14 protein-coding genes and 2 pseudogenes are annotated in these 14,004 nt (G+C 68.3%); 7 read left to right on the forward strand and 9 right to left on the reverse strand.

Annotated elements, in window-relative coordinates; translation table 11 throughout:
- Positions 1–143 precede the first annotated feature (143 nt).
- Positions 144–1,058 (reverse strand): tyrosine-type recombinase/integrase, encoded by a 915-nt coding sequence (locus tag ACZ5ON_RS34860; RefSeq protein ID WP_465601318.1) that lies wholly within the window; start codon positions 1,056–1,058, stop codon positions 144–146.
- A gap of 334 nt (positions 1,059–1,392) precedes the next feature.
- Here ACZ5ON_RS34860 and ACZ5ON_RS34865 point away from each other — a divergent pair, with 334 nt between their 5' ends.
- Complete coding sequence (locus ACZ5ON_RS34865; RefSeq protein ID WP_465601321.1) at positions 1,393–1,680, forward strand: hypothetical protein; 288 nt, start codon at positions 1,393–1,395, stop codon at positions 1,678–1,680.
- Between the two features lie 361 nt (positions 1,681–2,041).
- Here ACZ5ON_RS34865 and ACZ5ON_RS34870 read toward each other — a convergent pair.
- From ACZ5ON_RS34870 to ACZ5ON_RS34880, 3 genes and pseudogenes are all read right to left on the reverse strand, one after another.
- A pseudogene (locus ACZ5ON_RS34870) lies at positions 2,042–2,515 on the reverse strand (aminoglycoside phosphotransferase family protein); the annotation flags it as partial.
- 469 nt (positions 2,516–2,984) lie between these two features.
- Positions 2,985–3,146 (reverse strand): annotated as a pseudogene (locus ACZ5ON_RS34875) (transposase); the annotation flags it as partial.
- Between the two features lie 152 nt (positions 3,147–3,298).
- A complete protein-coding gene (locus ACZ5ON_RS34880; RefSeq protein ID WP_465601323.1) occupies positions 3,299–3,475 on the reverse strand; it encodes a hypothetical protein in 177 nt (58 codons plus the stop codon).
- 1,289 nt (positions 3,476–4,764) lie between these two features.
- On the opposite strand from ACZ5ON_RS34880, the gene ACZ5ON_RS34885 reads away from it, so the two are divergent.
- Positions 4,765–5,454 carry a VC0807 family protein gene (locus ACZ5ON_RS34885; RefSeq protein ID WP_465601327.1) on the forward strand — a complete coding sequence of 230 codons (690 nt, stop codon included), beginning with the start codon at positions 4,765–4,767 and terminating at the stop codon, positions 5,452–5,454.
- Between the two features lie 221 nt (positions 5,455–5,675).
- The gene (locus tag ACZ5ON_RS34890) at positions 5,676–5,828 is read left to right on the forward strand and encodes a hypothetical protein (protein WP_465601330.1); all 153 of its coding nucleotides are present in this window, start codon (positions 5,676–5,678) and stop codon (positions 5,826–5,828) included.
- A 580-nt stretch (positions 5,829–6,408) separates the two neighbouring features.
- Here ACZ5ON_RS34890 and ACZ5ON_RS34895 read toward each other — a convergent pair.
- Entirely contained in the window at positions 6,409–7,449 is a 1,041-nt protein-coding gene (locus tag ACZ5ON_RS34895; protein ID WP_465601333.1) for a hypothetical protein, read from the reverse strand.
- 350 nt (positions 7,450–7,799) lie between these two features.
- On the opposite strand from ACZ5ON_RS34895, the gene ACZ5ON_RS34900 reads away from it, so the two are divergent.
- Positions 7,800–8,549, forward strand: a complete 750-nt coding sequence (locus tag ACZ5ON_RS34900; protein WP_465601336.1) for a helix-turn-helix domain-containing protein — start codon at positions 7,800–7,802, stop codon at positions 8,547–8,549.
- On the opposite strand, the gene ACZ5ON_RS34905 is transcribed toward ACZ5ON_RS34900, so the two are convergent.
- Complete coding sequence (locus ACZ5ON_RS34905) at positions 8,461–8,739, reverse strand: YunG family protein (RefSeq protein ID WP_465601339.1); 279 nt, start codon at positions 8,737–8,739, stop codon at positions 8,461–8,463. The genes ACZ5ON_RS34900 and ACZ5ON_RS34905 overlap by 89 nt on opposite strands.
- 726 nt (positions 8,740–9,465) lie before the next feature.
- Here ACZ5ON_RS34905 and ACZ5ON_RS34910 point away from each other — a divergent pair.
- Positions 9,466–9,786 carry a Tn3 family transposase gene (locus ACZ5ON_RS34910; RefSeq protein ID WP_465601342.1) on the forward strand — a complete coding sequence of 107 codons (321 nt, stop codon included), beginning with the start codon at positions 9,466–9,468 and terminating at the stop codon, positions 9,784–9,786.
- 49 nt (positions 9,787–9,835) lie between these two features.
- Here ACZ5ON_RS34910 and ACZ5ON_RS34915 read toward each other — a convergent pair whose 3' ends face one another.
- The 3 genes from ACZ5ON_RS34915 to ACZ5ON_RS34925 all read right to left on the reverse strand — a co-directional run bounded on the left by ACZ5ON_RS34915 (position 9,836) and on the right by ACZ5ON_RS34925 (position 11,272).
- Positions 9,836–10,066, reverse strand: coding sequence for a hypothetical protein (locus tag ACZ5ON_RS34915; protein ID WP_465601345.1), 231 nt, complete (start codon positions 10,064–10,066; stop codon positions 9,836–9,838).
- A 138-nt stretch (positions 10,067–10,204) separates the two neighbouring features.
- Positions 10,205–10,333: a hypothetical protein gene (locus ACZ5ON_RS34920; RefSeq protein WP_465601348.1), complete on the reverse strand. Its 129-nt coding sequence runs from the start codon at positions 10,331–10,333 to the stop codon at positions 10,205–10,207.
- Positions 10,334–10,804: 471 nt separating this feature from the next.
- A complete protein-coding gene (locus ACZ5ON_RS34925; RefSeq protein WP_465601351.1) occupies positions 10,805–11,272 on the reverse strand; it encodes a hypothetical protein in 468 nt (155 codons plus the stop codon).
- Here ACZ5ON_RS34925 and ACZ5ON_RS34930 point away from each other — a divergent pair.
- Together ACZ5ON_RS34930 and ACZ5ON_RS34935 are read left to right on the forward strand one after the other, a co-directional pair.
- Positions 11,232–11,555, forward strand: a complete 324-nt coding sequence (locus ACZ5ON_RS34930; protein WP_465601354.1) for a cytosine permease — start codon at positions 11,232–11,234, stop codon at positions 11,553–11,555. The two genes, ACZ5ON_RS34925 and ACZ5ON_RS34930, sit on opposite strands and share 41 nt — an antisense overlap.
- A gap of 509 nt (positions 11,556–12,064) precedes the next feature.
- Positions 12,065–13,504, forward strand: coding sequence for a hypothetical protein (locus ACZ5ON_RS34935; protein WP_465601357.1), 1,440 nt, complete (start codon positions 12,065–12,067; stop codon positions 13,502–13,504).
- Positions 13,505–14,004: the final 500 nt, after the last annotated feature.

Here is a 14,004-nt window from a genome sequence, read left to right on the forward strand (position 1 = left end):
CGTCAACGGAGGCGCCTTCACCACGCGGTAGCGCCGTTCAGCCTCGAACGGCCTACTTGAACTCGCCGCCTTTACACCTGGCAAGACACCACGCATAGCACGAGATCCGAAGTCAACCCCCGAAGGACTTCCGGAGCCGACCACTAAGCGGAGACAAAGTGCCGTAGGACGTGCGGCGTCAACTTCTCTGCCCAGCCCGGCAGATGGGTCTTCACGGCGACCTCCAGGCCGTCGCGCAGGGCGTCGTCGCCGACCCTCCGCGCGGAACCGTCGGCGTTCTTGCGCTCGGACGGGAACAACGGGGCGCCGGGGCGGGTGTGGTCGTCGTCGAACTGGCCCCACACGTCCTCGATGAACCACCGCAGCGTGCGATCGGCACCGTTGATCAGCGGAACCATCCGCTCGCGCGGCCCCGAGCCGCGGGCGCCTTTGCCGTGGCGGACATGGAGCTTGCCGAACCGGCCCAGATTCCACTTGATGTCGTCCAGGTCGAGCTTGCACGCCTCGCTCACTCGCAGGCCGACCTGCGACATCAGCTTGGAGGCGGTGTAGTTGCGGGCGGTCGGCGCGAACTTGCGACAGCTGGCCAGCTCGCCACCCCAGCCGGAGAACAGCCTGGCGACCTCCGGCTCGGTCGGCGGGATCCGCAGTTGAGCGTCCTTGGAACCGCGCGGGCGGTTCATCTCGTCGATCGGGCACTCGACCACCCGGCCGGTCAGCCGGTGGATCTCAACCTTGTGCCGCAGCTCCAGGAACAGGAAGTACGTGCTCAGCGCCTGCGAGCGGGCCAGACGGGTGCCGCTGGGCGATCCCCGCAACGCCCGCCCGAAGTACGCGTCCGCGTCCGTCGGCTCCATGTCCCACAGCGGGCGGCCGAACCAGGTCCTCACCTGCTCCAAGTGACCAACGTCCCCGCGGATCGTGCCGTCCGTCAGCCCCGCCGAGGCCCTCGCCAGCACGAACCCGGCCAGTACGTCGGTCTCGAACCGCTCCAACTCCTCCGCCGAGACCGGGTCCCGATACTCGCGCAGGTCCCGCACTACCGCCAGCGCCGACAACCCGCGCCTCCTCGCCTTCGACCTGACCGCAGATCGGTCGGACGAGATGAGAACGCCTCAGGAATCCTGAAGTTACGTCACAGGCGCGCGGAGCACTCCAAGGAGGGAGAAGCCCCTGGCCACGGGGGCAGCGTCTCAGCGGGGCTCGGAAGAACTCACGGGATGTCGCACAGATGGCGCGAGAGGTTCCGGACGGCGTACATAAGATGATCCGATAAAGCGCTGATGCGCACCTGCGCGCCTCATCCTTTCGGCCATTCACGTGTTCTGCCACTTAAGGCGGGGAATGTAATGAACACCGCATGACTGCAGAACCCGAGAAAGGGGTGCCGAAATGGCATTCAATCCCGCCGGAACAAACTGGTCCGTCGCTCCTTTCGACGACGGTGGCACGCTCGGTGCATTCCACCCGACGCCCTGGGAATTCCACAACGAAGCCATGAACGCCGGGACCCTTTGGGCCGGGGGATACGCCCCTATGCCCGGCGTCGACAACGGATACCTGTGCGAGATTACGGTCTCCGGCGCGGTATCGGACTCGTTCGAGGTCTACTTCCTGACCGGCGACCGGTTCATCGCAACCAAGAACGGCTCGCTCTACCGCTTCGGCATCAAGGTCTGAGAAGCCTCGAACCTCGCGCTTGCCGTCATGGGCTGCGCTTCTTCGCGCCCAGGGCCGACTGCCTGAATGCGGCCCATTCACGTGCTTCGCGTCAGTGAAGACAGTATCTGCGTCTCTGCCGCTGGGCCGACATAGCCAGGAGTCGGCCCGGCGGCAACGCGCGCGTGCACGCGCTGACGCCGGCCCCGCCCGCCAGATCCGCCCCTGCGGTTTGCAAGCGGTCTCTCCTGCATCAGCCTGATGGTGGGTGTGTGGTGGGGCCTGGGTGTGGTCGGGTGTGCTGCGCCCGGTGCGGGGCGCGGCCGCAGGCGGGGCTTGCGGCGAGGATTCCGGGAACGCGGGATCGGCATCGGTGATGATCATCCTTGCGCAACTGCTCTTCCCAGGCATCGGCCTGATCCCGCAGCCGGGGCAGACCGGGCGGCGCGGGGATGGCCAGGCGGCGATTGATCCGCCCGGCGACCGTCACCATCTCGTCGCCGTCCTCGACCTCCGCCAGGGTCGACGTTCGGGCCCACTCCAGCAGCATCGCGAACCGCTCGTCGTCACGCTCAAGCAGTAGGACGGCTCCGCGCCCGTCCCACACCGCGAACGCGTCCGGCTCGTAGACGTTGCCAGGATGCGGAAAGGACACCTTCAGCACAGTGGTCCCCCCGGCCCGCCGCCGCACCGGGATGATGACCCCGACACCCCCGTGCATGACCTCGCCGTCCGGCACGCACCTCCAGCACCCCAGCAACTCGGCCACAATCCTGGGCAGTTCGGCGAGCCCTTGGTTCACCGCCCCGGCAGCCCCTTCACCGGGCCCCGAAGATCGCCCCCGCACACCGCGCAGAGCGGATCCGTCCTGGACGACGGAGGGCGCTGATGCTGCGGCAGGCCGGTCCGGCACCACCCCAGACGGTTCCAGAGTCGATCGGGTGCTGTCTCTCGGCGTGTCGGGATGAGACCGGGAGACGCAGGACAGCTGGGAAGCTCCGCAGCCGATGTTTCACCCGACGCCGATCCCCAGACCGGCAGCGGCGTACGGCTCCCCGCGGCGACCCGGCACCACACCGCCCGCACGGTGACCTTGAGGGACGAGGCGACAAGCCGTACGTGGCACCACGCTGCGCGCCTGGGAGCTGGACGACCTGGTCGAGGCTGGCGAACTCATCGTCAGCGAGCTGGCGGGCAACGCCGCGAAGACCGGCTGCCGACGCCGGATGACGGTCACCGTCGAGCGGATCACCGACCGGTGCGTTCGGACCAGCGTCCGCGACGGCTCCCGCATTTTGCGGCTCTTCGGTCGCTTCCGTGGGTGGTCATGCGGTGTGACGGCCTGGTAGGTCGGGGCGGTGTCCGCCGAGGCTGAGCATGGCGAGGGCGATGAGCGCCGCAGGGTCCTTGAAGCCGAATGCCGTGCGGGTGATCAAGCGGATCTTGGTGTTCATGCTCTCGACGAGCCCGTTGCTCAAGGCGTGCTCCCCGGCGTCGTCGGGGCGCCGGGGGCGGGGGGCCGCCGCCAGTCTTGTGGTACCAGGAGTAGACGGCCACTCCAGGGTTATCCTGAACCTTCTTGTGGAAGAGGGCGCCATTGCCCAGCGAGGTGCACACCAAGTTGACGTCAAGGTGCCCGTCACCGGGGCAGCCGGCGGTCCCCCCGGGGGGGGCTGACCACGGCGTCGAGCGTGGACGCAGCCGTAGAGGGGCTGCCGTTGGGCGCTTCCGCCGCGTGCGCGGCCGTGACGGGTCCGAGAGCGAGCGCGGCCGAGCCGACGAACGCCACTACACCGGCCTTCAAGGATTTGCGCATGTCTTTTCCTTCCAATTTTCTGGCTTTGTGAGGACTTCGATGTGCTTACTCCGACGAGGAAGCCAGGGGATTTACGCTGAAAGGAACCTACGATGTGTAGCTGACTCGCCATCAGTGAGATGTGTACCCGGATCGACATGACAACTGTCACTGCGAGCGACTGACAGGCCGACGATCCCGCAGGTCAAGCGACGACCTGGGCAGCGCTCTGTCGGTCCAACCGGCGCTGCCCCCGGGTTACTTCTGCGGCTACAAGCAGGCCAACTTCCAGCAGCTCGGATTCCGGTACAAGGACAAACGGGAGATTCCCGACGGCATGGGCAGTGGAGGTTCCTGGTAGAACAACCAGACTCGAGGTACGACGACGGGGATGTACGGCAAGGACGGGGGATGGCTCCACACAACCCCCGGCGCCCCGCCCTCCGACGCGCACGGAAGCTGGGGCCCTGTCCGGTACGTCTGGCACTACTGCTGAGCTGTCTTCAAGCCCCAGAGCCCAGCAGGATCGCTCACCTGATCGCAGGCGGAGAGTTGGCCTCGTCCGCCAGGGCGGACGTGAGAACGATCAATGCCGACTCGGGCCGCCCACCGAGTTCGCCGGCCTCCGGGTGGAGGTCTCCCCGGAGACCGTCCCGCACGCCCCACTGATCCCCGCAGTTCTGTTCTGCGAACGGTCACGGTGATCGTTCGCAGAACGCTTCGCCAATCTCCCATTTCGGGCATTCATGGGTTGACCTGCGGCTTTGAGGTCTGGGAACAGATAGGCACCCCCATGCCCGCTACCAGGACAGCGGCCGGACGGCCGCGGGATCCGGCGGCGGACGGCTCCATGGGACGCGCGAGCCATCCCCCGACGACGTCGACCAGGAGCAGCGACCCAGGCGACCCAGGCGACCCGGACGGCCAAGACGGCGGCCGGGACCACGGCCGGCGGAGCCCAGCTCAGGGCGCAGCACGACGGTGGCCAGAAGGGCGGCTACACAATCGGGTGTGACGCGAGGCGTCTCGGACGGCGCCGGACGGCCTGGGCACCCCAGGGTCAAGGCGCAGCGCCACGACCAGGCCCACAAGGAACCCACTCGGGACTCGGAACCCGCGGCGTGGTGCACGCCGCTCACTCGTCCGTCGACCGGCCTGACCTGCGGGATCTTCGGGATGTCAGCTGACCGCGGTGACAGTTGTCATACGGATCAAAGAACGCACGTCACTGACGGCAGGTCAGTTCCGCAGGAGAGCCTGAACGCGCAGTCGAGAGCTTCGAGCGCCTGGCAAGAGGAGAAGACCGGACCATGCCCAAGAGGACCACCACCAGCCCATCGCCCCATCCGGTGACCGTCGTGTTGCGTCCGTTGGTGGTGGACGTCGGCGTCCCGCTGGCGGTCAACTACGTGCTGCATTCCGTCCTGGGCTTCAGCCTTGTGGTCGCGCTGTTATTGAGCAGCGTGCTGCCGGCGGTCCGGACCACGGTGGGCCTGTTGAGGGGGCGGCGGGTCAACGGACTGGCCGGGCTGATGCTGCTGGTCAATGCGGCCGGGATCGCGCTGTCGTTGATCTCCGGGGACGCCCGGCTGACGGTCGCCAAGGATGGCGCGCTGAGCAGTGTGATCGGCATCGCCATGGTCTGCTCCGCCTTCGCCGGGCAGCCGATGGCGAGCACGGGGCTGAAGCCGGTCCTCACCAAAGGTGAACCCGCGAAGGTCGCCGCATGGGAGCGTCTGAGCGCGGGGTCGGCCCGGTTCCGGCGGGCCGAGAAGGGCTTCACGCTCGCCTGGGGCCTGGCACTGATCGGCGAGTGCGCGGCGCGGGTCGCGGGCGCCTACACCCTGCCGGTGTCGTCGATGACCTGGCTCTCGACGGTCTTCCTGCTCGGGGCGTTCGTCATCGCCTTCATCGCCGGTGCGCCGTTTCACAACCGGATCGAGAAGCTGGTCGACGCCGAGGCGCAAGCCGTCTCCGACGCCGAATCCGGGCCGCGCTGAGCAGCGCTGCCAAGCTCGCTGCTGAGCGTGGCCTGAGGAGGCCTTTGCGGCGGTTAGAGTTCGTGCCGATCGAGCGGGTGAGCGGCTGATCCCGCTGCTCGCCCGCCACGTCGAGGCGTGCGTGCAGGCGCGGGAGGCTGTGACGACGGTCTGCCTGGAGAACGGCGTGCCCACGCTGGACTGAGCGCCGACCGCATCGTGAAAGGGGAAGGCCTCCACCAGTGACCCGCATCGTCAAACTCACGACCGAGCACATCGCCGACGACGGCGCCGCCCTCACGATCAGGCTGGGCGAGCCGCCCATGCCGGTACCCGAACCCGTCGCCAGCCTGATACGGGACTACCTGAACACCGACCACCACCGCCTGCCCTAGGCGAGTGCGCGAAGTCGGCGGTGGCTCTTCCCCGGGCGCCAGGCCGTCCAGCCCATGACGGCGCGGGCCTTCACTGCACGGCGGCGGCCGGCTTCCGGCACGTGACCCCCGACTACAGGGCACGGTCTGGAACACCACCGGGCCGCTCCGACTCGGCTGCCGCCTCTACCGGGGCAGCTACGGCGAGTACGCGGCCAGCCGGATCAGCGACGTGCAGCTCTTCGGCCAGGCGCTGTCGCCCGCCAGGGTGGCATCGCTCGACAAGGCCCAACCGGTGCCGACCCAGCTCAGCTGAGTCCGCCCGCCGTACATCGGCCCAAGCCCGTTCCGGAACTCCGGCACAGGCGGGCCGCTTTCGTTTCCCTTGGGCGTCGAGTGTCATCGACGCCCGCGCGAAGGTGCGGGCGCCCTCGTTTCCTGTCCGTTCAACGCAGGTCGGTCGTTCTGGACGCGGAGCGGCACCCGGGCGGGGCCTCGACCATGCGGGCCGCCGCGGTGTAGCCACCACGGACGGCAGCTCGGTAGTCGCCGCTGGAGGCCGGCCCTCTGGAGCCCCCGGCGCGCCACGTCCCACATGTCGTCAATGGCCAAGGCCGTCCTCACCCTGGAGAGGCGACGCTGACGTCGCTGACTGGTATGCATGTGCCATGGCGTGGAAGGACCGCTTCGGTGCAAGGCTACCGTCGGACATGACCTTGCATACTCCGTAGGAGGCCATGTCGAGGTCGAAGCGCGGGTCCTCGTGGTGCGGATACCCGTAGCCGGCGAAGGTGAACCAGAACGCGGTGTCCACGCCCTCCTCTTGGAATACGTCCAACTGCTGCCAGAGGTACCGGGCTTGTTCGCCTTCATCACGGATGTAGTCGCTGTCGAGGCGGGGCGGTTCCGCGTCGTGGTCGACGATGGCCCAGCCCATGCCACCGCGTGCGGCGGCACCCTGGTAGGTGCAGCAACCGAATTCGGTCGCGGCCAGGGGCTTGCCGTGCCGGAAATACTCACGCAGACCCTGACGGAAAGCGTCACTGGCATCGCCGTAGGCGTCCACACCTACGATGTCGAAGGGCGTCCAATCGATCTGTTCCCACGTTCCGGAGGCATAGGTGATCTTTCCACGGAACCGTGCGCGGACCGTCGCCGCGATGTCGGCCAGCAAGGAGTTCAGCTGGGCAGAAGCCTCCGCGAGCCTGGCCAATGCCTCGGGGGCGCCGCTGGTCAGGGCTTGGATTCTGGCGAGGCTATCGTCTCCGGGGAGAAGACCAGCGGCGAACAGGCTCAGCTCGCAACCGGCGACGAAAACGTCCGCTCCCACCTCTTCGGCACGATCGGCACAGGTAGCGAAGTAGGGCAGGAGGTCCTCGGCGGACAGTTCGCAGGGGAACGGGGAGAACCAGACCTCTAGCCCGGCATCGGCGGCCTGCCGGGCCGCGAGGGCCAGTCGCCCAGGGTCGCCGCCGGTGATCCGTACGGCATCGCAGTGCAGGTCGTCTGCGATGATACCGATCTCACGCCGCACCGCGTCCGCGTCGAAGACGGGCCGCGAACTCTTTCCGCCCGGAGTGAAGCCGGTGTCGTAGGTGATGCCTTTGGCTCGCATGGAATGCTCCTGACGATCGATCGACATCTGTTGCCGCGTCACCGAGCACCGATGCCGCTCGGTTCGGCGGGCAGATCGCATGAAGGGCTCGGGGTGCGGCCGGTAGGCAGCTCAACGGCGGTCTCGGCCACGCTGTCACCTAGCTCCTCCGTGAGAGGCCTCACAGAGGAGCGATCGGAGTCGAACGTTAGGCACGAGTCGAGATGCCGGTCAACGGCGAACTCCTTTGGACCGTGCTATTTGCGCTGGTCAGCTACCAAGCTTCGATTGCAATGACAGTGACGGTCAATGCACGTAGAACGAGGGGGTGTTGCAGCCATCGGTGACCGGTGCGCACATTGGGGCCGAGACGACCGACTCGGAGGAACCGAACCCCCATGCCAGGACGCAGACTGACCAGAGCCGACCGGCAGCAGATTGCCGCGGGGTTGGCACTGCGTCTGAGTTACGTCGACATCGCCCGGCGCCTGGGCCGGCCCACATCAACAGTGAGCCGCGAGGTCGCGCGCAACGGCGGACCTGCCCGCTACCGTGCGGAACTGGCACAGCTCGCGACCATCCACCGAGCCCGGCGCAGGCCGCAGCCACACGCGCCAGCGCAGCAGACCATCGAGCACCTCGGCCCCGACCCCGACACAACGGCCGCGTTCGCCACCGACCTCACCGCAGCTCTTGTCGAAACCGGCCTCCCGCGCACCGCCGCCCGCGTGATGGCCTGCCTGTTCACCTCAGAGACCGGCAGTCGCACCGCCATCGAAATGGCGCAGCACCTGCAGGTCAGCGCGGCGACCATCTCGCAGGCGGTCCGCTTGCTGGAACGGCAGGGACTGATCCTGCGAGGCCGCGACCACCGGGGCCACCGCAACCGGTACGTCCTCGACGACAACGCGGGCTTGCGGACCGTCATGGCCAGCGCAGCCGCCAACCAACGACTCGCTGCCACTGCGCTGCGCGGCGCCGAGGTCTTCGGGGCTGAGACCGTTGCCGGAGCCCGGCTCGCCCTGGCAGGCCGATTCCTCCAATACCTCGGAGACGACCTCACCCGCTCCGCCGAAAGGTACTGGCGTGACATGTTCGGCGACGGCGGCCAGGAGCACACGTCGACGAGCGACGCATCGACGGCGTAGTACGTGTCCTTGCTTGCCCGGCGATCGACCAGGCAGCCGAAGGGCCCGGGGCTTGTGACCGCAGCCTTCCGCCGCAGTGGACCTCCCCGACCATGAGGTCTCCGCCGAAGACGTCGTTCACGATCAAAGCCGTGATGTCACAGTGGCGGCCGCCTCGGCACGGCCGCTCGGTGGTCGTGAGGTCCCCCACGTCGGGTTGACCGGCTCCGGTTGACGTGGCGGGAGGAACGTCGCCGTGGTGAGGACCAGCGAGAGCGGGACAAGGGCGCCCGCGACGACGTTCTGCCGGGGCGTGTACGCGGCGCAGACGGCCCGCATCGACGCATTCAGACCAAGTTTCACCGTTGGGCGGTGGCTCACCCCGGCCGCCGGTTCGACGATCTGTTCAACTTCGTTCACGATGCGGCGACGCTCATCGTGGCGTTCGACCGGACGGCGGAGGCCGAGCTGTAGGGGTTCATCCGAGGAGCTCAGCGGGCCGGCGTGGCCTACCCGCTCAGCAGACCAGCGCGGCCGCCTGTTCCCGGGCCTGCCGCAACCACTCGGCCCGTTCGGCGGCAGGGGAGTCGCTGACTGTGCGGAACACCGTCCGCCATACGCTGGTGACCCCGACGTACGGCAGCACGCAGGCCGCCCAGATCCGCTCCAGCGGGTCGCCGAATGGGCCGCGCGGATGGCGCGGTCGCGTGCCGGGTCCCCCTCCCGGGGGAGAAGTGACCGTCCTAAGGACGACGACTACGCGCCCTGGAGCCCCCGAGAGTTGGGCGCATGACGACAACTGGCCAATTTCCTCAGGTGAGCACCTCGGCATCCGGTACCGAACGACCGGTCCCACGGTGGGCCGCCCGGGCCACGCCGAAGTCAGTATCTGCAAGACCGCGCCCTCGCACGGGAGATCGAGGAAGGCCTGAATGTCGTGGAGGCGTGGAACCGGGCGAACGCGGTGATCTACTACGGCAAAGGCGGGGAGATCTCCACCAAGCGGCGCGAGGAGGTCGAGATGGCCGCGCTGTGCCTGCGGATCTTGCAGGCGAGCCTGGTCTATGTGAACACCTTGATGCTCCAAGCCGTCTTGGCGGAGCCCGCCTACTCCGGCCTACTCCGGCCTGCTCGGCCCGGCGACCGGCGCGGGCTGACTCCGCTGTTCTGGGGCCACGTGCGGCCGTACGGCGAGGTCAACCTGGATACGGGCTCCCGGCTTCAGATCGGTGGCACCGACCTGGGCGGCCTGGGCTGATCAGCGGCTCAGCAACACCGCCGGGAGAGTCGACAGCCCGGTGCTGGCGTCACCGGCGCCGGATACCCGGCAGGGCTCGGAGCAGGGTGTCCAGGTGGTTCAGCAGGGTGGTCAGGGTGCGGTGGGCGGCGGCACGGCGGTAGGGGCGTCGGGACCACACGGCCGGCAGGATCACCCCTGCATACAGGAGTAGGAACAGGGCCAGGGCGGCGGTGCCGATGGGGCCGAGGATCCCGGTGGTGCAGGTGCTGATCTCGTGTAGAGCGTTGGCGATCGTCATGGCGAGCCCTCCCGGGAGTTGTGTCGTCTCCGGCCGGCTGCCGGGGGCGATGGCCTTGACGGTTCCTGTACCAGGGGGTGTCCATCAGCCTTTCGCGAGGTCTTGGACGATTCCGGCGCAACAAGTGCTGGTCGGTACCTAGGCTGCTGGGGCGTCCAGGGCGGGCGTTCTGGACAGTGGACACCCGGGGGCGGCATGACGGGCGGACAGCACGACGGCTTGGAGCAGGAGTTCCTCGCGGACCTGCGCCGGCTCGGAGAGCTCCATCACGCACATCTGGCCGCCACGGCGTGGTCGCTGCGTGCCGCAGCCCGCGCGATCGGGCGCTCCCCGACCACGGTGAGCGAGTGGCTGAAGGGCAGCCGCTTCCCCCAGCAGTCGGAGGCCTTCATAAAACTGATCACGCTGCTGCGGACCGCCTTCGCCGAATCGCGGATCGACGCGCAGCCCGCAGACCGCCACCTGCTGGACCCCGAGGCTTGGCGTGCCCGGCACCAGGCCGTCGCCCAGCAGCGCGCCCGGACCGTCGGCGCAGGGGTGCGGCGCACCCAGGCAACGGCCGCACTGGCCGAGGCCGAGGTTCGGGCACGTTTCGCCGCCCTGCCCGACAAATCACGCCCGGTCGCGGCCTGGACCGCGCAGCAGCTCGGCGTCCACCCCGCCATCCACGGCACCACAAATGGCGCCGATGGCGCTTTCGTGCTGCCCGACTACGTCGAACGTGACCACGACCGGCAGCTACGCGCTTACTTGAACGCAGCCGCCACCGACCGACAGGCAGTGATGGTGGTCGTGCGGGGAGAATCCTGCACGGGCAAGACCCGCACCGCCTACGAGGCCGTCCGAGCGTGCCTGGACGACTGGCAGCTCGTCTGCCCGGTCGTCCTCGACCAAGGCATCGACACCACCACCGCGGTCGGCAGGATCCGGCTGGTCGGCGAGTTGGAGGGTGTTGAGCCAGCTGGCGATCTTGCGGTGGTTGACGTGGGCGACCTGGAAGTCGAGCACAAGAAACTGGGCGGCGATGCGGCGGGTGCGGCTACGTTCGATGGCGTCGTGGTCCTTGGCGCACTGGTTGAAATGTTCGACGCGGTTGCACGGGCGGAAGTAGTGGTGGGCCCAGGCGGGCCGGAACACCTTCCGCCACGGCGCCCTGATCACCGACGTGGTCAGGATCCTGATCTTCCAGTGGAAGCTGATCTCCAACCCGTACCTGTACATCTACATCTGGCGCGGCGTGGTCGGCGGCCTGCTCGGCACCGTCGCCGGGGTCCTCGTCGCCGACTTCTGGCTGCTGCGCCTCCCCCACCTGAACCTCGCCGCCCTCTGCCGCCAGGACGGCCGCTACTGGTACGCCGTCGGTTCGAACTGGTGCGCCGTCACGGCATCCGTCATCGGCGGCGTCCTCGCCGTTGGTGGCTCCCATGGCGGCCCATTCCTCGCCCACGCCCTGATTCCCGCACTCAAGCCCCTCGCCGACCACGGCTAGGCCGTCGGCCTGGCCTCGGCCTTGCTCCTCCACCTCCGCAGCGCCGTAATTCGCACCGAGGACAACGGCGGGCCCGCAGAATGTCCGAAAGCGAGCTCTGGCCAATCTGGTGGCCTTGCGTAGCCCGCTGGACGCCCGCGAGGCTGGGTGAACCGGCTGACCAGCAGTGCTCGTGGTGGGAGGTGAGGGGACGCCCGGCGCGCGGGTATCCGCATCGGGTGCGGCCACGTCGGCTTCGGTGCGGTGACCGGTCGAGACGGCTGCGGCTCCCGCCCTTGAGGCCAACCCGCGCGATGGAACACCCGCCTGCCGGATCAGGGAACGATCAGCGGCCAGCGGCCAACGAGGCGATGCCGCGGCCGTTCACTGTGGTATGACGAAGCGTCAGGCCGGCACTGCTTTCCGGCTTCCAGATCGTCACCGACCACGCTTCCGGCCGTCCCACGCGTAGCTCAGCGCCGCTCAGTGGTCGGCGACTCCTCTTCACCGCCTGCAGGAAGGTTCCGCTCGTGCCGTCCTCCTCGACCTCCCCGCTGCTGAAGTACCGCACTTCCACCAGCCCGGCGCCGCTGCAGGCGGATGCCGACTTCCCCACCCCGGCCACCATCAACCTGGCCGTCCTGCCCGGGAACCAGGCCGTTCACTGCTCCCGCATCGAGATCGCCGTCCCGGCGGACGACACCCGCGATCGGGCGTACTTCGCCCAGGCGCCGGTGCCTGCCAGCAGCAGCAGCAGCGACTGGACCTTCTCGGTCCGGAGGGACACCGGGCAGAAGTTGAACCTCCCCGGGGCTCCAACGGGCTTGTACCACCTCATCACCTTCCAACTGCAGAACCCGCAGAGAGACCTGATCAACTACCCGCTGAACTTCGGTCTCAGCGGAAGTCTCCTCTCCTCCGGCGGCCCGCTCACCTACCGCATCCTGGAGCGCTCGAAGACCTCCGCGGGCGCCGGCTACACGCAGAAGTACAGCAGGCGGACCATGACGGTCGTCGAACCCGCCTTCTACCTGCACAGCTTCCTGGCCCGGGGCAGCCAGGCCGCGACGAGTGCGCCGCTGACGAGCTTCACCGCCGGCAGCCCCATCCACCTCACCTGGGAGAGCAACGGCACCCACTTCCAGCTCTACGACGGCAAATCCACCAGCCCCATCCAGCAGGGTTCCGCCGCCTCCTTCAGTCTCCCGAACGGCATTGCCAGCGACACCACGTTCATCGTCGCGGCAACCGTGCTCTCGGGAGCCCAGGGGGCCGCCAACGGCTTCACCCCGGTCTACCAGTACGCCACCCTCACACTCACCGTCCCCGACCCCACCCTGGACTCACTGACCGTCCGCCGCGGCATCGCCGCCCAGTCCACGGTGATCGTGAACGGACAGCTGTACGCCAACGACAACCTCGTCGTCAGTGAAGGCGGGCGCACGAAGTTCACCACGGTCGGCGCCAACGGGCTGCGCGTCCTGGGGGACCTCTTCGCCGACTCCCAGCTCAGCGTCACGGGAGCCCTCGTCGCGAACGGCTTCCTCGTCGCCAACAACAACGTCATCGTCAGTGAGGGCGGGCGCACGAAGTTCTCCTCGGTTAACGTCAACGGGCTCCGCGTCGTGGGAGAGCTCACCGCCGAGTCGCGGCTCAGCGTCGAGGGAGACCTGGTGGCGCACGGCGTGCTCTATGCCAACAAGGACATCGACGTCAGCGACGGTGGTACCACGAAGTTCACCACGGTCGGCGCCAACGGCCTCCGCGTGACCGGAGGGCTCGCCGCCAAGTCCGGACTCAGCGTCGAGGGAGACCTGGTGGCGCACGGCGTGCTCTATGCCAACAGGGACATCAACGTGGGCTACGGCGGTACCACAAAGTTCACCACGGTCGGCGCCAACGGCCTCCGCGTGACCAAAGACCTCACCGCCGAGGGCGACCTCTACGCCAGGAAGGGCGTCAAAAAGTAGCCGTGCACACGGTGAAGCGCGAGCACCGCCTTCGCACCCCTCCCCGCCACACTCGCCGCCCACCTCGGCTGGCGCGCCACCCACCGCATCCTCGCCGGCCTTCTCGCCACGGTCACCGTCCCGCTGCACGCACTGGCCCCGCGCCACCCGTGGCCACCCGCGTCAGCGGGGCCCCGCCGCCTACGGCCACCTCAGCCCCTCCTCGCCGACCCCGCCACCATCACCGGCGTACCCGCCCCCGGGTCGCAACAGCCCCCGCCCCAGTTCTCGACGGCTACCCACACCTCTTCTCCGCCCTGGCTGCGACCTCCCTTCTCACGGCCTTCCTCGCGACCCGCACGACGCCCTCAGCCCGCCGTGCTCCCCGACGCGGCGACGCAACTGATCAACAACCCGGGAAATGATCAACGCCGCTGCGTTATGGCATGAGTGCGCAGGTCAAGGGGCTTGAACAAGGCAACGGGACACCTGTAGATCAACGATCGGCGAAGAAAGTCGAT

It is taken from the genome of Kitasatospora sp. NPDC032150 (genome assembly GCF_055579945.1).